Here is an 18984-nt window from a genome sequence, read left to right as displayed (position 1 = left end):
CATCAATTGCATCCATCATTTCCAGTTTCTCCTTTTCTATGTTTTGATATCTCACAAATTCATACGAATCTTTTATATACTATAGAATCTCATCTCGCTCGATCAATGTCACCCAATCCTTAACGCTTGCGACCTGGCACCACAAACTTCCACTTTTTCAACTCAACAAACGGTTGAATCTCCATATCATGGACTGAATCATACGGCGGCGGATAATGCCGAAAGCCATCCTCGTCTAAAAATAAGTTAAAGCCCAGGAATTCATCTCCATCGAACTAAACGGTCGATTTTGCCATTTGAGCTTAATTTGAATAGAGCCAAGTATGAATAACTTCGCTCGAAAAAATCCGGATCTCATTTACATTTCCATCATCGCAATAATTCTATCAAAAATCTGATTCCGTCAATAGCAGGAACTACTCTCGTATGCATTATGATAATTATCGATACTGTATGGGGTCAGCAATATAATTCTTTACCTTCACATTTTATATCTAAAAAATAGTTGACCATGCCCTGAGTACTTCCAAGCAGTTTTTTCATCATTAGATCGTTGTGAAATGGTGCTCTCTTACGTCTACTTATTGATCCTCCTTTTGACTTCATAGATAAATTACGCAAAGTTTTGGAAATTCATGAATTTTTGTGCAAAAAAAGCAGATAAATTCTTATCTACTTTTTCGATTAAACTTAATCATATTCAAAATCAGTGCAATTAATGACAGGACCATCATTACAATAAACAGCACTTTCATGCCGTAAAGGAATAGATCAGGACGACCGTTGACGTAAGATACAACTTTATGACCTGCCTTAAATGACATTGCTGAAAACAAAATCGTAGTTGAAATGGTAAGACCAAAGACCATTCCTAAATTTCGAAATAACGCGTTTAAGCCGCCTGCAATTCCCAAGTTTTCAACCTCAATGCTGGCCATGGTCAAAGCATTATTGGGCGACTGAAAGAGCCCGTTACCGAACCCTAAAATTCCAATAATCAAAATCACGAACCAGATTGGAGAACTTGCGCTAAAGAAACAAAAACCAATTTGGCTCAAAATAATTGCACAAATACCAAATCTGATCAAAAGCTCAGAACCATATTTATCAGTTAACCGACCAGCGATTGGTGAGAATATTACTTGCGCAATAGGAAAAGCCATTAACACGATGCCCGATCGACTCGGATTCATTCCGCGGAGATTCTGCAGATAATAAGGACCGACAACGTTAAAAGCAAAATTGCCAATAAAGATCAACAATACCGAAATCAAACTAATTGAAAACGGTACTTTTTTAAATAGGCTTAACTCAACCAGCGGGTGACTGCTCTTTAGTTCGATTCGAATAAAAACTAAGAAGCTAACAATGAAGATAATCGCTAAAATTAATACTGGCAGATTGAGAAATCCATTCAATTGTGCATAACTCATTAAGCCAACAATACTAATAATCGCAAGCGAAAATGTCAGTGATCCGCCATAATCGACCGGTGATTTTTGGAAAGTGATATCTTTAGGCAGAACTTTTACCCCCAAAAGATAAGCAAAAATTCCTACTGGAATATTAATCCAAAAGATGTATCCCCACGGCAGAAATCCCAAAATAATTCCACCAATTCCTGGACCTGCAATACTTCCTAAAGCTACAAAGGTGCCAATCCAGCCTAGCGAGCGACCGCGCTCTGAATCTTTAAAAACCTCAGTTATGATCCCGTTATTGGTACTCATTGTCATCGAAGCCCCAACTCCTTGAATCAAACGTGAAGCAAGTAACATCCAAAAACTCACGTTAAACCCACAGAGAAACGAACCAATCGTAAAGATGATCATGCCGATTTTGAAAACTTTAATTTTTCCAATTAAATCGCCAATCTTCCCAAAAAGCAGCAGCAAACTACAAACTACCAATAAGTAAACAGTCGCCACCCACTCGGTTTGACTCATCGATACATGCAAATCACGGCTAATTGTCGGGATTGCGATATTTACAATCGATGTATCAAGCGTTGACATAAAAGTGAACAGGCCGATCGCGGTAATAATCCACCACCGATTTTTTTGAATCTCGGGATCCTCACTAAATGCAATCTTCTCACTCATTAGGCATCAAAACCTTCAGTGATTGTTTCAGGATAAACAGCGGCCACAATTTCGGCACAGCTAGCACAGAAATCAGGATAATGAGCATCACTTCCAACATCTTCTTTAGTCAGGCGGCAACGTTTGCAAACTTCACCTTTAGCAGGACTTACTTCAACTGTTGAATCAGCTCCATCAGAGGTCGTCATAGAGCTGACCATCAAGATTTCCCGCACATCAATTTTAAGTGTTTCAACCGCCTTTAGAACATCCGGCGCATAAGTAACAGTTAAAGCAGCTTCCGCATTTTTACCAATCATTTCACTCTGCCGAGCTTCTTCAAGCGCCTTATTTGCAACGTCACGGAACTTCATAAATGTTGCCCAGTCGGTTAACAATGCAGAAACATCACCAAAATCACGAACTTTTGGTAGTTCAGTAAAGTACGCATATTCTTCTGGTTCTTTTAGATTTTCCCAAATTTCTTCGGCAGTATGCGGTAAAACTGGCGTCAAAAGCTGAGTAAGTTCTTTTGCAATCCGATAGAAGATCGTCTGCATACTCCGTCGTTTATGATCATCTGGTTTAGTGATATAAACGATATCCTTTGCAACATCCAAATAGAAAGCAGAAAGATCAACGTTAATAAAATTCATCACCATTTTAAAAGTATCCTGAAAATTATATTCATCAAAATTATGTAAAAACTTCTCAACAATTTCATTCCATTTAACAGCCATATACTTGTCAATTGGTTCTAAATCGCTAAATTCGACTGCATCTTTTTTAGGATCAAAATCATCAGTATTGGATAGAAGAAAACGGATAGTATTTCTAATCTTGCGATATGCATCACTGACTTGTTTGAACAATTCCATTGAAACTTTTACGTCGCGGCCAGTATCAATACTCATCACCCAAAGGCGCAAAATTTCAACTCCCATTTGATCAGCCACTTGAATTGGACTAATCACGTTACCAAGAGATTTACTCATCTTGCGACCTTGATCATCTAAAGTAAATCCTTGGTGTAAGACTTCTTTATATGGAGGCACTCCATTCATCGCAACTGATGTGATCAATGATGAATTAAACCAGCCTCTAAACTGGTCAGAACCTTCTGAATAGATATCAGCAGGGTAATCAAGATTATCACAAGTATTAAGAACTCCGTTCCAAGAAGAACCTGAATCAAACCAAACATCGAGAATATCATTTTCCTTCGTGAATTTGCCATTTGGCGAATGCTCATTGGTGTAACCTTCAGGCAAAAGTTCTTCAGCCTCATGAGCAAACCAATAATTAGAACCGTGCTCTTCGAACAATTTAGCAACATGTTCAATAACTTCGGGATCAAGAATTGGCGTTTCATCTTCGGCATAAAAAATCGGAATTGGCACGCCCCAAGCACGCTGACGAGAAATTACCCAATCTCCGCGATCACGAATCATATTGTAAAGCCGTTGATAGCCCCAATCGGGACTGAATTTCACATGATCAATTTGTTCTAAAATTTCTTTACGAATTTTCTCTACTGATGCAAACCACTGAGGAATTGCCCGCCAAATTACTGGTTTTTTCGTCCGCCAATCAAAAGGATACGAATGCGTGAGTTTCTCAACTGCCAACAAAAGATCTGCTGATTTTAACTTATCAATCACAATTGGCGTTGCTTTGTCGTAAAAGACTCCTTCAAAATCAGGTCCTGCATTAGCCATCATCATTCCACGATCATCCACGGTAACGTCAGCTGGCAAGCCGTATTTCTGTCCTTCCAACCAGTCGTCTTCCCCAAATCCTGGCGCCGTATGAACAAGGCCCGTCCCCGCATCAAGCGTGACATAATCACCAAGCATCACCAACAATTCGACCTCATTATCCCAAGGATGGCGAGTAGTAATTCGCTCCATTTCTTTACCCTTAAAAGTTTTGAGAACCTCGTAATCTTGCCAACCAAATTTCTCAGCATCCTGAGCTAGCATCTCACTTGCAATCACATATTTTTTTTCGCTCTCGGCAGGCTTAACTACACTATACTCAAAATCCGGACCAACCGTAATTCCGCGACTAGCTGTGACTGTAAATGGTGTTGTCGTCCAAACGATCAAATAAGTGTCAGTATCTAGTAACCCTTTGCCATCGATCACCTGATTGGCATAATAAAGGGAAGTCGACTCTAAGTCATGATATTCCACTTCTGCTTCAGCGAGAGCTGATTCCGAGGACCATGACCAAAAAATTGGTTTTGAACCACGATAAATTAAGCCTTTTTTGACCATTGCTTCAAAAACTCGAATTTCTTGGGCTTCAAATTCCGGCGTCAAAGTTAAATAAGGATGCTCCCAATCTCCCAACACCCCTAAACGCTTAAAATCAGTGCGCTGAATATCAACTTGTTCTAAAGCAAACTTGCGAGCTAACTCGCGCCAATCAACGATATTCATCTGCTTGCGATCGTGTCCGGCTTTTGTCAATTGCTGTTCAATCGGCAATCCGTGCGTATCCCAACCAGGTACATAAGGCGCATAAAATCCGTTCATATTCTTGTAGCGAACAATAATGTCTTTAATCACCTTGTTCATTGCATGGCCGATATGAATTCGCCCATTTGCATAAGGTGGACCGTCATGGAGATTAAAATGCTTTTTCTGGCGATTTAGAACAAGTCGTTGTTCATAGACTTGATCTTCTTCCCACTGTTTTTCACGAATAGGTTCGGTTGTCGGTAATTTCCCACGCATTGGAAAATTCGTCGAACCTAGATTCAGAGTATCTTTGACTTTCATAATTCCTCCTTATTAGATAAAAAAAACTCGCCTTTTGAGACGAGTAAATCGTTATACCACTCATTAATGTGATTTTTTTTGATCTAAAAAATTTAGGTGATAAAGATTTAGCTTCGCATACTGACTTTCATCAAACTCAGCTCGCTGTAATGCTCCCCTAAATCCACTTGTCCTTGTTAAGAATTATAAAACAACATGGCAATTCGTCAAGCTTTAAAAATAATTTAATTCGTTTTTTGGTATAATGTTTCCATGACTGGAATTCTAATTATTCTTTTATCATGCATTTTAATTTTTGTGATCGGCGCGAAGCTTGAGTTATACCTTTCGCTTCCTTTAATAACGGCGATCATTGTTTTCTTGACTTTTTTGGACCTATATCTAGACCGAGCTGATCATAATTTCTTTTGGACGTATTTTCTTTTGATGATAGGTGCAGCCGCTGCCAGCATTTATCTTAAAATCTATTTTAAAAATCATCCAGGATAGTTACTTCGTTTCTGGAATAACAAGTCGCCAATTTTGGTCAAAATATTCCTTGTATGCCCAAAATCCAGCAATGCTCGTGGAAATTCCGGTGGAACAAAATAGCATGAAGACCACTAAAATCTGATACTTAATTGCTTCAACTGGGTCCAAGCCAGCCATAATCAAGCCGCTCATCATCCCGGGGAGTTGAACTAATCCGTACATTCTAACGGAATCGATCGTCGGCTGGAGGCCAAAATGTAAAGCCTGTCGCACAATTTCTCCGGCAGCAAGCTTTGGACTAGCACCTAAGGCCAACATCTCTTCAACCCGCTTAGAATTCTCACTAAAACTTTGATAGAGGCTGGAATATACTAAGCCTATTGCAGCCATTGAATTTCCGGCAATCATTCCGGTAACTGGAATCGTCTGAAAAGGTGCTGGCTTCATCACTTTAGTTAAAAGCATCAAGCTTACTGTGATCGCTGTTCCACAAAACAAACCAACAAAGCTAATCATAAAAGCGTGCGGAATTCCGTGGGCTCTTTTTTTGCCATTATAAGCAGCATTAACCACGATAAAAAGCATCATTACAATGGTCAAAAAGAAATTATTAACCTTAAAAATGAACCGCAACGCAAAACCAATAATAATCAATTGAATAATTGCTCTAAAAATCGACCAAATAATCTCTTTATTAAGATGTAATTTTTGATAATAACTGATAATTAGCGTAATAACAACCATTAGGGCAGCCAACCCCAAAGAAAGATTAGAAATTTTTAAATTAGTCATCAGATCCACCTCCAATTACAATTTTGTTTTCAGCCCGATCAATTTCACCTTGATCGTGACTCACAGTAATCAAACAAAACTGATGTTCAGCCTGCAATTTATCGATAAATTCCCAAATTTTGCTTTTTGTTTTAGCATCAAGCCCGGTAGAAATTTCGTCCAAAAGCAGCACATCCGGTGGAAAAATCAAGTTCCGCAAGACTCCTACGCGCTGTTTCTCGCCACCCGACAGATCATTGATCGGTTTATCCAAGTATTTATCAGACAACTCCATTTGCTCCAAGCCCGCCTTCTCTTTGGCTTGATCAATTGGTAAGTTACGAATGAGAAATGGTAAATCTAAATTATCACGAATCGTTTGACCAAAAAGCTGAGCACTTTGAGCGGCGTAAGAAACTCGCTGACGATAAGTTTCGATCGGCAAATCGTAAATATCTTGCTGATTTAAAGAAACTTCTCCTTTCTGAATTCCCACCAGACGGGCAATAATTTTTAAAATTGTACTTTTTCCGCCACCCGAAGGACCAGTCATGAGTAAGCTATGACCATCCTCAACGGTAAAACTTAGATCCTTAAACAAGATCTCTTGATCAATTTGGTAGGTTAAATTTTGAATTTCTAACATTATCGAGCCTTTCGCCTTTTTGATGTTTTATTATATATCTTTTTTTGGTATGATTGAATTAACTTGAAAAAGGAATAGAAGAAAATGAAAAAAAACACTGCAAATAGTCAAACTTCACATAAGAAGAAAAAAATTTATCAAAAATGGGAATTTTGGACAATTATAGTTCTCTCTTTATGTGCTTTTAGTTACCTAATATTTCGCCCAAGCAGTAAACCCGCTGTGCCCCATAAAGAAGCAGAGAAATCTTTAAAGCTTAATGACCACAAAAAAGTTACTGACAGCAAGAGCGTAAAAAAAGCTATGGAGGAAGTCGAAGAACAAATTGGATACGATTTAGGCTATTCCAAAAAAGAGATCATGAAGCGCCTTACTCGTGACAAAAAATTTAGTTCAGATGTTGCTGAAGAAGCAATCAAGAAATCTAAAATCAATTGGAATAAACAAGCTCTAATTAAGGCCGAACAACTAATAGAGCACGGGGGCATTTCTAAAAGAGAGCTCTACACAAACCTTAAAACAGCTAGCTTGTATGGTTTTACTGAATCTGAGGCCCAATACGCAGTTGACCATCTCAAAGTTAATTGGAACAAACAAGCTCTCAATGCTGCCAAGGATTCTATTAGAAACGGTGACGATTCCAAAGAATACCTCCGTCTTAAGTTGAGAAAGTACTCGAAATTCCGCAATTCAGAGGTTCAATATGCAATGGATCACTTAACCAGCGAAGATGTGAATTGGAACCAGCAAGCGCTAAAAAACGCCAAAAACAACCTTAAATACGGCCCTCATTCCAAAACGAACTTGCTAGAAGATCTGTCTAGCGATTCTAAAGGTTTTACTAAAGAAGAAGCTCAATATGCCGTCGACAATTTGACTGACGTGAATTGGGGCGAACAGGCGCTTAGAGAAGCACGAAGCAAGCTGAAATATGACACTTACTCTAAGCAGAAATTGATCGAAGAATTGTCTGACGAAAGCACTGGCTACACGCAAGAAGAGGCTCAATATGCCGTCGATCACTTAAGCATTGATTGGAGCGAAATGGTCGTAAAAGCTGCCAAAAGTTATAAATCGTATGGATATGATAACGATGAGTTGCGAGAAGCTTTAGTTGACCGAGATAAATTTACTCCCGAACAAGTCGATGCAGTTCTTAACGGAATTTAGTAAAAAAGGCTGATATCAGCCTTTTTTTATCTCACTACCATCACCGAAATTGGTGAATGTTTAGCCATATAGGCAGCTTGTGAACCGAAATGTTTACGAATTCCTTTCTTTGCAAGTGATCCAATGACCAGTAAATCAGCCTTGGTTGCAGGAATCACATTTTTTACAATCGTTTCTCCAGGATCACCCTCGCTAATCACTAGCTCAACGTTTTCAACGCCAGCCTCCAGAGCTAAATTGCGATACTCTTCAACGTGTTTTTCCAACTCTGCTCGCTCGCCATGAATATAATCACGACTAAGAGCTTGATAGATATTCATTTCATCACTTTCCAAAATCGAAGTGATTATTAAATCTGCATGGTGTTCCAAAGCCTCCCGAATAGCATATTTAAAAGCTAATTGGGCATCAGCTGAATCATCGACGCCGACCAGAATACGCCTAAAAGTTATTTTTTCATCTTTTAATTTTTTAAATTCATTATCCATTTTATGCACCTTGGCTTTCAGCCTTTTCCATCAACTTCTTATTATTTAGATACATATCAATTATCGTCCAAGCCAACAAGGCAAGGATCACCGCGATTGCGATATAAGCAATGATATCAGCCTGTTGTAATTGAGCAGCGGTTGGATGATCACCATAAAAGGATGCAATTGAGTCAGGTAAACCTTTCATATTTAGAAAAGTGAGTCCTAAAACCGAAACCCAACCAGCAATCCTGACCCAAAGCGAGTTCGCAAATCTTTTACCCATCTCAAGCTTATTATTAGTCATTAACAATAGTGGCAGCATTGAAAAAGGAAGAGCAAACGCCAAAAAGACTTGTGAATTATTCATTAAAGTATTCAAGGCTTCATGTTGTTGAACTTCCGGCAGTTTGCTTGTCAAACCGACACAAAGCAACACTGGCACTACTGAAAGCAAGCGCGTAATCAAACGTCTCAACCACAAAGGCATCTTCATATGAATAAAACCCTCCATAATTACTTGCCCCGTTAAGGTCCCAGTAATTGTCGAGTTCTGCCCAGATGCAAGAAGCGCTACTGCAAATAAAACTGAAAGCACACCTGATTTAGCGACGCTGATTAAAACTCCGTTACTAAGTGTTGAGGTATCAGATAGTGCTTCAAATAAACCAAAAAATGATGGATCTTTAACTGCACCAGTCTTAAAAACTGCAACTCCCATTATTAATAGTAAAGAATTAACCACAAAAGCAAAAGAAAGCTGAATATTAGAATCCCAAGTCGTAAATCTAACTGTCCGTGCAATATCTTCTTCATCATCGTGATTCACTTTACGAGTTTGAGAGATTGCAGAATGCAGATATAAATTATGCGGCATTACAGTTGCACCAATAATTCCCAAAGCCCCTTGAATTGGACTTTGTCCACCTACAATTGGTTTTGAGGCAAAAGTCTTGCTCGTAGGAATTAACCCGCCAAACACTGCTTTCCAATCTGGATTAGATAAGGCAACTTGATACACAAAAACAAGCAATATAACTAAAATCAAACAAACGACAATGGCTTCAATTTTTCGAAACCCAATTTTCGTCAGAAGAAGTAATAATAATACGTCAAAAACTGTAATTAAAACTGCATAGAATAGCGGAATCTTAAACAACAAATATAAGGCAATTGCGCCTCCAATAACTTCTGCAATATCTGTCGCCATAATTGCTAATTCAGTCAAAATCCATAGCACGATTCCTAAAGTCCGACTTGTCCTAGCCCGAATTGCTTGGGCTAAGTCCATCTGACTTACGATGCCCAGTTTAGCTGCCATGTATTGAAGCAACATTGCAATTAAACTCGACAGTAAGATCACAGACATTAATAAATATTGAAAATTCTGCCCGCCGGTAATTGAAGTTGACCAATTTCCTGGATCCATATAACCCACAGCCACCAAAGCACCGGGTCCAGAATACATAAAAAGGGTTTTCCAAAAATTCATTCCTTTTGGAACTTCAACAGTTCCGTTAATTTCTTCAAGCGAAGGGCCATTAGCATAGTGAACTAAATGTTGCTTCTTTTGCTTAATTTCTCTTTCGTCAGACATATTAACCTCCCTAATTTTCATCTAAATAATAGCATATCCGAAAAGAAAGTAAACAATTAATTTTCTCTAAACTATGGTTAAAATGGCGCCACCAAAGGATTTATATTTTTGAAAATCAGAAATTTTTTTCATAAAATTGATACATTAAGCGTTATAATTAACGAATGGAATTTAACGAAAAAAACATTTATTTTATTGATACCGATGCCCCGATTGACCTTGGTTTGATTGTAAAGAGAATTAAACAATTAGGAGCTCAACAAGTCAAAGCAACTCATAAGTCAATTGATTATCTCATCTACGATGAAGATATAGATCATGACTTGAAGCTTCAAGCTCGCTTTGAGCGTTTAAAGAAGAATAAGCCTGTCGTAATAAGCCCGCTTGAATTAATTAAAGAAATGGGTTTTAAACCGAACGAGGCCTATATTCAGTGGGATCCTTATCCCAATTACGATCCATGGACCGGAGATAAATTAAGTTTGTGGGAAAACTAAAAAACCATCTCCATTTGAAGATGATCTATAATTGCGTCCGTTTACAGGGCGTTTTTTATTTTTGACAAATTGAAACTCTGCTTCCAACCAACACTTCTGGATAATCATGGTCTTCAACATATAAAGTTCCCGGTAATTCAGCACTGCTGGCCCCGGTAAAACTAATTGCAATATGTCCCAAATTAGTTAAATTGCGTTGAACCTCATTGCCAACTGCAGTAATCGGATAGGAATTATCGTCAATCTTTAAAATCATGTCTTTTTCAATTTCTTTAGCGACCGGCTTAAGATCAATAATATAGCATGAAGATCTTAGCGCATCAGGTGCTTCATCACCAAACAAAATCATCATTTTAATTTCTTTAAATTCTTTAGCGTCAGTTCCAATTTCTTTTACTTGCGTTGAAAAAATTGTTTTTTCTGCTTTTTTTCCATCCGAATTTATCACAAATAAATCTCCTAATCTTTAATTAATGACCTGAATATAGCCCAAAACTAGCAAGCCAAGCGACAAAAACCCTTGGGGCACCGTTTAAAAATCGCGAATACAAAACGGATGGCACCCCTACTTCAACTGTTTCAGAGCTAGCTTCTTCCAAACCTAAACCAACTGGAATAAAATCACAGGCGTTTTGAGTGTTAATTGCAAATAATGCAGGTAATGCATATTGTGGTGGGATATGGCCCTTACCAATCTCAACACCAATTAAAGTTCCGATTATCTGAGAAATTACAGCTCCCGGACCCAAAATTGGTGAAAGGAAAGGCAGTGAACAGATAAATCCTAAAATGATCAAGCCCCAGATATTTCCAGCCAACGGAACTAACAATTTAGCCACAGCTTTTCCAAGGCCAGAGCCATTGATGATTCCAATCAATAAAGCTACAAAAGCCATAAAAGGAATAATTGTATTGATAACTGTCTGGACTGAATTTTTTGCTGCCTGATTGAACGTAGAAATAACTTTACCTGCACCCATCCCAATTCGTGCTAACAAACTACGGTGGCTGGTTTGTTGGGTGATAGTTTGCGTAGTGTCATATTTCGTGTCTTTGACTGGTTCTTCAGTCGCTTGCATCTCATTAGCCTCTGACTCATCAGCTAACTGAATTTGATCAACATCAACTGCTGAAACATAAATATCTGGCGTGATATATTGAGCCAAAGGACCACTTTTACCAGTTCTTAAAACGTTGACCGTCGGAATTCGTTTCTTAGGATAAATTCCGCAACGTAATGTTCCGCCGCAGTCAATAATCGCCAAAGCTGTCTCGTTATCAGGAATGGAGGTTTTAAAGCCATCGACTGCCTTCATCCCCGACAACTGTTCAATGCGATCAACTATTTCAGGCCGATCACCACCCGTGACATAAATGAACTTGTGTTTTTCTTCAGTAGGGGTAATAACTAATGGACCACCCCAGCCGCCAGAACCTTTAGTAATTTTAATACTATGCCATGAACTCATCTTTTTTCTCCTTAATCAGCTGTCACTTCAGCTGTTTTTGACAATTGAATTCCCGTAGTTTTGCAAACGTAAGCAGTGGTAAAATCTGTGACCCAACCACCGATGAAATTCATTACAATTCCAACCAGCATGTATCTGATAGCTAAATCCATCGAATTGAGACGTAACTTTTCAACTCCCTGGGCGATTCCCATCCAAACAAACAATTCTGCTGGATTGATATGAGGGAACACTCCGTTACTTGTATGACAGAATTGAGCTTGAGCTGCGTAGTAACTTGGCTTATAGAATTCTGGCAAAAAACGTGCCATCGTAAAAGACATCGGATTTCCGAGCATGAACGCTGATAAAAATGGAAGTAATAAATAACGCGTAAACGGATTTTTAGAGGCGAATTTTGCAAACTTATTCATCCGCTCTTCACCAACAAAAGCGATAATACTATTCATTAATACCAACAAAAGTAAGACTACTGGTACAATTGAACCCATCCAATCAATAAAAGTTTTTGCTCCACTTTGAAATAATCCCATGAAGCCTTTGGCAAATTCACTAATATATTTCATTAAATTCATCTCCTAACTGTTTTCTTTTTGGCAAAAACACGTTCACCAAAATTTTTTATTTGAACAAAAGCTGGCATGCTAAAAACATTCACTCTTGTATCATATTCGCTGGGACTCAACGTCCCGTTTTTAAAATTTATAAAATTACTGTAAGCGTTTAAAAGACACTGTCGCACAAGTGGATTCAATTGATGTAAAAAATCATAATCGGCTGCCACTTCAACTAATGATTGATCTTTTAATTGAGGCAATTGATGAAATTTGGCAAAAACCGTGACCCCTTTCATAATTTGTGCTTCTTTGATCACACTTGTTTGATCATCAATTGAGATCAACATTAAAGTGCCGGAACGAAACTTTTTCGGATTTTTACCAATCAAAACTTTCCCTTTTCGGTGCAATTCATTAAATCGCTTGGTAAAATCCTTGATCTGAAAAAGTCCCATAATTCCCTGTAAAATAAATGCTCCTACTAATACCAGGCCAAAAAAAATCAACATCTCTAAATTCCCTCCGTAATTTGCGTCAAAGGTTGATCGCTATCATAATTTAATAAACTTTGATAAATATCTCTGTTTTGTGAAATGGTCGCAATTACATCATATAAAGTTGTAATCGTGCGATTAAGAGTCCGATTCAACTTAGCTGGAATGCCGATTAGAAAAACAATCCGAACTCCAGCATTGTGGTAAATAACTTCTTGGTCAAAAACCCCAATTTCCAAAAATACTCTTTGAAAATTGGTGCTATCGATTACGTGAGGAATCGCAATGCCGTTTTCAAAGACATTATTAGTAATTTTTTCTTTTTCTAACCAAGAAGTTAGAAATTTATCGTTCAATTGACCATTTTTAATATCTTCTTCAATCATTTGTTGAACTGCATTAAGATATCCGTCATGGAAATTTAGGGAAGCAAACTCAAACTCACAATTTTTTGCTACGATCTCTTTATAAAGTTGAGAAACTCGAATCTTTGCTAAAAGTTGATTGAGATGAAAAATATTGCTTATCCGCACCACTGGTATTACTTGATCATTGATTTTTATTGGCACATCGGAAAATACAATGAAATATTCATGTTGACTTTGACTAAAATTATCAGCATTAGCAAAGTCTTCGACTTTTACCGTCTCTTGAAACAAGTCATTAAGTTGCTGAATGATAAAATTTTTGACTCCTAAACTTACATGCCCAACAATCGCTGCATGTTTTACTTGCATCGGATCGTTATTGAAATTTAATTCAAGCTGATAATAAAGGGCTAAATAATTATCTTCGCTTGGCAAAATCTGCAAATCCAATTCTTCACCAATAGTTCGGGTGGTAACGATTGCTAGCTCTTGAGCAACTGGGTACTTGTCAACAACTTCATTACTAATCACGTCTTCGACCCGAACGTGGTATAACGAACGCTCGATCAAAAAGACTAAATGATATTTAATTTGTTCAAACATCCGGGAGAAATCAAGAGGAACACCAATTGATTTATTAATATTCTTAATTACTTGAGAGAAAATTTGCTTGATCCGGGGCAAATATGCCTCTAGTTTGGCTTGACTAATTACTGCATTAGATTTTATTAAAAACGGATAACTAAAAAATTGCTTTTCTGCACTAGTTAGTTTAGTACCTAAAATCTTTTCTGTTTGTTCGATTAATGGTTTTAACTTGTCAAAATCTAACAGATCAACTTCTCCATTAACTGCTTCAGTAATCCGAATGTCCGATTCAAACAAGGTTTTGAGAATTGTTAGATTCTTTTTAATCTTTAAATAAGTACTTTTAGATTGATCTAACTCTTCAACCAAACGTTTTAAATCACTTTCGTATTCATTTTCTGAATTGGAATCTTCAAGTGAACAATAGTCGTAAACCAAGTTTGCCAATAATAAACCATAAGAAAACGAGTTACTTACTTTAAGCTTAATCCCTTTATTAGTCGAAGAAACAATCCGGGCCTGGTACTCGCTGAGCTCTTTTTTTACCTGCTTTAAATCATGGTTAAGTGTTCCTTTACTAATCAAAAGCCACTCACTTAAATCATCTAAAATAATATAGTCAGCTGAGAGGATTAATCTTTTGACAATTAAAGCTCTCCTCTTAATTGGATTATTTAAATTCAATGATTGTTTTAGAAAATTTGTTTGGAGACTAGTTAATTTTTGAAAATTATAGACTTTCAAATAAAAACGTTGATTATTATTTTTAATTTCCGCGATTCCGACTAAACTATCATTTAAATCGCTGATTCGTTTTAAAATGGTTTTTTGCGAAACTTCAAATTCCTGGGTTAAAGTTACCAGATCTAAGGAATCATTTTTAATAAAATCGTTTAATAATTCATAATTTGATTCCCACATAACCCTGATTCCTTAACCTCGAGATTTACCACCAGCCACGTTGGTTGTAACTCCTGTAATATAGCTTGCCCGATCTGATAAATAATATGCAACCAAATCGGCAACTTCACTTAAATGACCGCTTCTACCCAAAGGCGTAGTTCCCTTACTCTTATAACCTGCCCGGATGTCAGCTACTGTTTTATGTCTGGTATAAGCAAGTGCTTCTTCATAAGTTTCAGTTCGAAGACCTGTTGCTTCCATGATTCCTGGTGCAATTCCGACAACTCTGACATTATATTCGCCCAGTTCTTTGCCCCAAGATCTAGTGAAACCATTAATTGCTCCTTTAGTCGCCGAATAAACACTTTGACCAACTGAGCCTTCTAACCCAGCTTCAGAAGACATGTTGATAATTACTCCTTGTCCTTGTTGAACTAAAACTCTACCCACAGCTTGAGACATTAAGAAGACGCTTTTAACATTAACAGAAAACATTTTATCAAAATCACTGGCTTTAAACTCGTATTTTCCACGAGGATCTTTGGGATCAACAATTAAACGTGGTAAATTGATCCCGGCATTGTTCACAAGTCCATCAATTTTCCCGTGTTCTTTTTGAACCTGTTCAACTAATTTATTGACTTCATCTTCGTTAGTCACGTCAGTTTTAACGTAAGTATAAAACTCTGACTTTTCAGATCCGTCCTTTAAATCAGCATTATAAACATAGGCTCCCTCTGCTACTAATTCCTGAACAATTGCCGCGCCAATTCCTGAAGATCCGCCCGTAACAATATAAACTCGTCCTTTAATATCTAACCAATTATTACTCAAATTTTTTCCTCCTTAATTTATAAAATAATCTTAGCGGAACCGCTTTCCAAAATTAATACAGTTTATTTCTTGCAATTCTGAAAATGATTGTACTAATCAAATTAAAGCGAAAAAAAATATCCTTATTACGGATATCAATTGAGTGGTAGCGCTATTTTACCAAAAAAGTATTAGCGAATATGATTATTAAAAGCACTAAATAAATTAGGTAATCTTTTAGATGATACTTAACGGCTTGGTAATTGAAAAGATGCGCCTCCCGATGAAATCCTTTAGCAATTAAAGCATCCGAGACCCGATCGGCTTTCTTTAATGCAACTAATATTATTGGTTGCAATAAAAAGATATAATCTACAGCTGCTCTTAACCTCTGTACTTGTCGCGATTGCCTTAATACATAGGCCGAACGGACCGAAACAAAAGTTTCAGCGAATTCATTAATAAAAGCAACCATAATGATAATAACCAAAGGAATTCCAACTCCCTGATACTTTTTAAAACTAAGGGTGTTAGCTATTTTTCCAACTGATAAGGCCATTTCTTTGGGAGTCGTTTTGACAACTAAGGAAAGCGCAAAAATTAAAAGTAAAGCAATCCGGATAAAGATTTGGAGGTCCAAATTAGTTAAAGTCAACCAGCCCCAATGCCAAATAATACGCCCATTCACAAAAAATAAATTAGCAATCAAATTCAAGGATGGCAAACACAAAATTAATTTCCAATGTGAAAAAATTTTACGCCTCTCATCTGAACTAAAAAAAGCTAATCCCACCCCAAAGAGCAAAACTGTGATCAAATACTGCCAGTAATAGCGATAAGTAAACATTAAAAGAGTTAAAACAATACAAGAGATTAGTTTAGTTCGTCCGTCAATCGGCCTATGATCCATTAATCTGACCTCGTAGATTTAAAAGACTGGGCTAAAAAATGGGCAATCTCATCACTTGTTTGGTAGTAATTTCCTGCAGGCATTAATGATCTGTCAATTAAAGCTTGACAGACTTCCAAATTGGGCGGATTAATAAGACCAAAAGATTTAAAAATTTCAGGATTTGCCAACACTTCTGAGCGCGATTTTAAATCGATGCCTAGTGGATGCAAAAACAAAAAATCGTCTGCATAATTCAGAGCTTCGCTTAAATTATGCGTGACTAAAACAACGATATGATTTGGGCGGTAATTAAGTAAAGAATTCATGACGAGCTCAAGATTTTCGGCATCAAGTCCCGCAGTAATTTCATCACAAAATAAAATTTGTGGATCTTTCAAAAGCATGATTGCAAGTTCTAATTTCTTTTGTTGACCACCTGATAACTCAAAGGGCGATTGAGTTAAATTTTGAGCTAAATCAAGCTTTTCAATGACAGATTTAACATCCTTGACCCTATGATAATTCAATTCTTCTTCAACCGTCTGTTTAAAAAATAAATTTTCACTATCCTGTAAGCAGTAGCCCACTTGGGACAAATAATTTCTTTTAGCCTGATAAATTGACTCGCCGTTAAATAAAATCTCTCCGCTAGTTGGCGGCAAGAGGCCGCTTAAAAGATTGAGTAGCGTTGTTTTGCCTATCCCATTAAGCCCTAATAAAGCGTAAATTTTATCTTTTGCTAGCGTGAAATTTAAACTCTGCCACATTTTTTGATAATTAAGATTTTTTACTGTTAACATAGATATTTTCCAAAGTTTCAATAAATGTTCCAAGGCTCGGATCAGCTAAATTTAGGGGCCGATCAATTAAATGAGATAACTTATTAATAATTTCAACCGTCACCGGGATTGATAATTGATTTTCTTTTAATAAAGTCGGATTAAGTAGCAAGTCGTTAGTCTTCATCTTTTTACTCAACTTCCCCTGATTAAGAATGAGAACTCGTTCGGTTAAAGAAAGTTCTGTAATTTTATGCGTTATTAAAAGAATCGCAACCTTACGATTTTGGCGCAATTTATTGATCACCTTAAAAACCAACTGTGAATTTTCTGGATCAAGTTGAGCGGTTGGTTCATCCAAAATCAAGAGTTCAGGGTCAACAGCCAATGCTTCTGCAATTGCCAAAAGTTGCTTTTGACCACCAGATAAATTTTTAAAAGGTTTTTCAACAAGATCTTGCAATCCCAACTCAGTGACGACTTTATCCATTTGAGTTTGAATTTTTTCCTTGCTCCAACCAAAGTTCCCTAAATAAAGACTAAGATCTTCTACAAAATTTGGTGCAATAAACTGTGCATCAACATTTTGAAAAACCAAACTGACCTTTTGATGGAGCTGCCACTGGGCATCAAGTTCCTCATAGTCTTGACCATTTAACATAATCGTCCCACTGGTCGGTTCAATAATCCGAGTTAGAAGCTTACTAATCGTTGTTTTGCCCGAACCATTTGGCCCGACTAGCCCAACAAATTCTCCCGGTGCAATTGAGAAATTGAGATCTTGAATGATCACCTTTTTGTTGGTTTCAAGCTCTAAATTAATTATTTGTTCAGCGGTGTATTTCAGGGATTTTGCTTCTAATAATTTGGCTTCCAAATTGACTCCTAGATTAATTTAAAATAACTCATCACTAACAAAACTACAGTTGCAATTATCAACAAAATCACAGCAAGATTGGTCCACTTTTTTTCGTTTTGAATCAAATTAAAGTCAGTTGTTTTTAAAATATTGCTCTTTAAAAGTGCTCCAACAATTGGCCGGTAAATTAAAAGGATGAATAGAGAATTTAATCCTCCCTTTGCCAAGTTAAATGGCAGTATAATTGGCACCAACATCTTCACCACATCTGCTCGACTGTAACCAAAAAAAATCGGAGAAAGTAGATAATTCCAAAGCAGCATCGAACAAGTTTGTAATAAAATCCCGATAATCAAACCTGTTATTAAATTCTGTAGTTTTTTTCGTCGATTGTAAGCAATAACTGGCGGTAAAACAAAGCATGCCGCCGCAATTACATTCATCACAAACCCGATGATGCCAGTCGAACTGACTGTGATCATTTCAAAAAAGGGAACAAGAATCGATAAAATTAAAGCAAAAATCGGTCCGAAAACCATCCCACCAATTGTTAAAATAACATCTTTTGGTTCATATTTTAGAAAAGAGATCCCCGGAAGCTTGATATAAGCAGCAGATAGGAAAGCAAGTGCACCAAAAGCTGCTAAAAATGTCAAATAACGAATATAACTCTGATTACGTTTCAAATTGATTCCTCCTTCAACTCAAGATGACCTCAATCGAGCAGCAGTTTAAAATAAAAATCCCCGCAGGTTATGCGGGGTAAAAAAACT

At 37.2% G+C, this 18984-nt stretch carries 18 protein-coding genes; 2 read left to right on the top strand and 16 right to left on the bottom strand.

Annotation, left to right across the window (positions count from 1 at the left end; all coding sequences use genetic code 11):
* Positions 1-668: 668 nt before the first annotated feature.
* From R8495_RS03285 to R8495_RS03270, 4 genes are all read right to left on the bottom strand, one after another.
* Positions 669-2102 carry an MFS transporter gene (locus tag R8495_RS03285; RefSeq protein WP_317636141.1) on the bottom strand — a complete coding sequence of 478 codons (1434 nt, stop codon included), beginning with the start codon at positions 2100-2102 and terminating at the stop codon, positions 669-671.
* On the bottom strand, positions 2102-4867 hold the full coding sequence (gene ileS / locus R8495_RS03280) for an isoleucine--tRNA ligase (RefSeq protein WP_317636140.1): 2766 nt from the start codon (positions 4865-4867) through the stop codon (positions 2102-2104). The genes R8495_RS03285 and ileS overlap by 1 nt, the downstream gene beginning before the upstream one ends.
* Positions 4868-5356: 489 nt before the next feature.
* Positions 5357-6130, bottom strand: a complete 774-nt coding sequence (locus R8495_RS03275) for an ABC transporter permease (RefSeq protein ID WP_317636139.1) — start codon at positions 6128-6130, stop codon at positions 5357-5359.
* Positions 6123-6755, bottom strand: a complete 633-nt coding sequence (locus tag R8495_RS03270; RefSeq protein ID WP_317636138.1) for an ABC transporter ATP-binding protein — start codon at positions 6753-6755, stop codon at positions 6123-6125. Before R8495_RS03270 ends, R8495_RS03275 begins: the two co-directional genes overlap by 8 nt.
* Positions 6756-6839: 84 nt before the next feature.
* On the opposite strand from R8495_RS03270, the gene R8495_RS03265 reads away from it, so the two are divergent.
* A complete protein-coding gene (locus R8495_RS03265; RefSeq protein ID WP_317636137.1) occupies positions 6840-7925 on the top strand; it encodes an Ltp family lipoprotein in 1086 nt (361 codons plus the stop codon).
* A gap of 26 nt (positions 7926-7951) precedes the next feature.
* Here R8495_RS03265 and R8495_RS03260 read toward each other — a convergent pair whose 3' ends face one another.
* Positions 7952-8413, bottom strand: a complete 462-nt coding sequence (locus R8495_RS03260) for a universal stress protein (protein ID WP_317636136.1) — start codon at positions 8411-8413, stop codon at positions 7952-7954.
* A gap of 1 nt (position 8414) precedes the next feature.
* Positions 8415-9992 carry an Nramp family divalent metal transporter gene (locus tag R8495_RS03255; RefSeq protein ID WP_317636135.1) on the bottom strand — a complete coding sequence of 526 codons (1578 nt, stop codon included), beginning with the start codon at positions 9990-9992 and terminating at the stop codon, positions 8415-8417.
* A gap of 164 nt (positions 9993-10156) precedes the next feature.
* Between R8495_RS03255 and R8495_RS03250 the strand changes: the two genes are divergently transcribed.
* Positions 10157-10489, top strand: coding sequence for a hypothetical protein (locus tag R8495_RS03250; protein WP_317636134.1), 333 nt, complete (start codon positions 10157-10159; stop codon positions 10487-10489).
* A 55-nt stretch (positions 10490-10544) separates the two neighbouring features.
* On the opposite strand, the gene R8495_RS03245 is transcribed toward R8495_RS03250, so the two are convergent.
* From R8495_RS03245 to R8495_RS03200, 10 genes are all read right to left on the bottom strand, one after another.
* The gene (locus R8495_RS03245) at positions 10545-10937 is read right to left on the bottom strand and encodes a PTS glucitol/sorbitol transporter subunit IIA (protein WP_317636133.1); all 393 of its coding nucleotides are present in this window, start codon (positions 10935-10937) and stop codon (positions 10545-10547) included.
* A gap of 22 nt (positions 10938-10959) precedes the next feature.
* Positions 10960-11958: a PTS glucitol/sorbitol transporter subunit IIB gene (gene srlE / locus R8495_RS03240; protein WP_317636132.1), complete on the bottom strand. Its 999-nt coding sequence runs from the start codon at positions 11956-11958 to the stop codon at positions 10960-10962.
* An 11-nt stretch (positions 11959-11969) separates the two neighbouring features.
* The gene (srlA, locus tag R8495_RS03235; protein ID WP_317636131.1) at positions 11970-12524 is read right to left on the bottom strand and encodes a PTS glucitol/sorbitol transporter subunit IIC; all 555 of its coding nucleotides are present in this window, start codon (positions 12522-12524) and stop codon (positions 11970-11972) included.
* Positions 12525-12529: 5 nt separating this feature from the next.
* The gene (locus tag R8495_RS03230; RefSeq protein WP_317636130.1) at positions 12530-13024 is read right to left on the bottom strand and encodes a transcriptional regulator GutM; all 495 of its coding nucleotides are present in this window, start codon (positions 13022-13024) and stop codon (positions 12530-12532) included.
* Between the two features lie 2 nt (positions 13025-13026).
* A complete protein-coding gene (locus tag R8495_RS03225) occupies positions 13027-14886 on the bottom strand; it encodes a BglG family transcription antiterminator (protein ID WP_317636129.1) in 1860 nt (619 codons plus the stop codon).
* A gap of 12 nt (positions 14887-14898) precedes the next feature.
* Positions 14899-15702, bottom strand: a complete 804-nt coding sequence (locus R8495_RS03220) for an SDR family oxidoreductase (RefSeq protein ID WP_317636128.1) — start codon at positions 15700-15702, stop codon at positions 14899-14901.
* Between the two features lie 151 nt (positions 15703-15853).
* A complete protein-coding gene (locus tag R8495_RS03215) occupies positions 15854-16591 on the bottom strand; it encodes an energy-coupling factor transporter transmembrane component T family protein (protein WP_317636127.1) in 738 nt (245 codons plus the stop codon).
* Positions 16591-17373 carry an ABC transporter ATP-binding protein gene (locus tag R8495_RS03210; protein WP_317636126.1) on the bottom strand — a complete coding sequence of 261 codons (783 nt, stop codon included), beginning with the start codon at positions 17371-17373 and terminating at the stop codon, positions 16591-16593. The genes R8495_RS03215 and R8495_RS03210 overlap by 1 nt, the downstream gene beginning before the upstream one ends.
* Positions 17351-18229, bottom strand: a complete 879-nt coding sequence (locus tag R8495_RS03205) for an energy-coupling factor ABC transporter ATP-binding protein (protein WP_317636125.1) — start codon at positions 18227-18229, stop codon at positions 17351-17353. The genes R8495_RS03210 and R8495_RS03205 overlap by 23 nt, the downstream gene beginning before the upstream one ends.
* 8 nt (positions 18230-18237) lie before the next feature.
* The gene (locus R8495_RS03200) at positions 18238-18897 is read right to left on the bottom strand and encodes an ECF transporter S component (RefSeq protein WP_317636124.1); all 660 of its coding nucleotides are present in this window, start codon (positions 18895-18897) and stop codon (positions 18238-18240) included.
* Between the last annotated feature and the right edge of the window lie 87 nt (positions 18898-18984).

Origin of the sequence: Xylocopilactobacillus apicola, from assembly GCF_033095985.1 — a bacterium.
GTDB classification, from domain to species: domain Bacteria; phylum Bacillota; class Bacilli; order Lactobacillales; family Lactobacillaceae; genus Xylocopilactobacillus; species Xylocopilactobacillus apicola.
The sequence above is the reverse complement of the archived record's forward strand: the minus strand, read 5'-3'. Positions and strand labels throughout refer to the sequence as shown.

What these genes read in the sequence shown, in the direction of transcription:
- R8495_RS03285 (WP_317636141.1), bottom strand. Translation starts at nt 2,102, where the DNA reads ATGAGTGAGAAGATTGCATTTAGTGAGGATCCCGAGATTCAAAAAAAT.
- ileS (WP_317636140.1), bottom strand. Translation starts at nt 4,867, where the DNA reads ATGAAAGTCAAAGATACTCTGAATCTAGGTTCGACGAATTTTCCAATG.
- R8495_RS03275 (WP_317636139.1), bottom strand. Translation starts at nt 6,130, where the DNA reads ATGACTAATTTAAAAATTTCTAATCTTTCTTTGGGGTTGGCTGCCCTA.
- R8495_RS03270 (WP_317636138.1), bottom strand. Translation starts at nt 6,755, where the DNA reads ATGTTAGAAATTCAAAATTTAACCTACCAAATTGATCAAGAGATCTTG.
- R8495_RS03265 (WP_317636137.1), top strand. Translation starts at nt 6,840, where the DNA reads ATGAAAAAAAACACTGCAAATAGTCAAACTTCACATAAGAAGAAAAAA.
- R8495_RS03260 (WP_317636136.1), bottom strand. Translation starts at nt 8,413, where the DNA reads ATGGATAATGAATTTAAAAAATTAAAAGATGAAAAAATAACTTTTAGG.
- R8495_RS03255 (WP_317636135.1), bottom strand. Translation starts at nt 9,992, where the DNA reads ATGTCTGACGAAAGAGAAATTAAGCAAAAGAAGCAACATTTAGTTCAC.
- R8495_RS03250 (WP_317636134.1), top strand. Translation starts at nt 10,157, where the DNA reads ATGGAATTTAACGAAAAAAACATTTATTTTATTGATACCGATGCCCCG.
- srlE (WP_317636132.1), bottom strand. Translation starts at nt 11,958, where the DNA reads ATGAGTTCATGGCATAGTATTAAAATTACTAAAGGTTCTGGCGGCTGG.
- srlA (WP_317636131.1), bottom strand. Translation starts at nt 12,524, where the DNA reads ATGAAATATATTAGTGAATTTGCCAAAGGCTTCATGGGATTATTTCAA.
- R8495_RS03230 (WP_317636130.1), bottom strand. Translation starts at nt 13,024, where the DNA reads ATGTTGATTTTTTTTGGCCTGGTATTAGTAGGAGCATTTATTTTACAG.
- R8495_RS03225 (WP_317636129.1), bottom strand. Translation starts at nt 14,886, where the DNA reads ATGTGGGAATCAAATTATGAATTATTAAACGATTTTATTAAAAATGAT.
- R8495_RS03215 (WP_317636127.1), bottom strand. Translation starts at nt 16,591, where the DNA reads ATGGATCATAGGCCGATTGACGGACGAACTAAACTAATCTCTTGTATT.
- R8495_RS03210 (WP_317636126.1), bottom strand. Translation starts at nt 17,373, where the DNA reads ATGTTAACAGTAAAAAATCTTAATTATCAAAAAATGTGGCAGAGTTTA.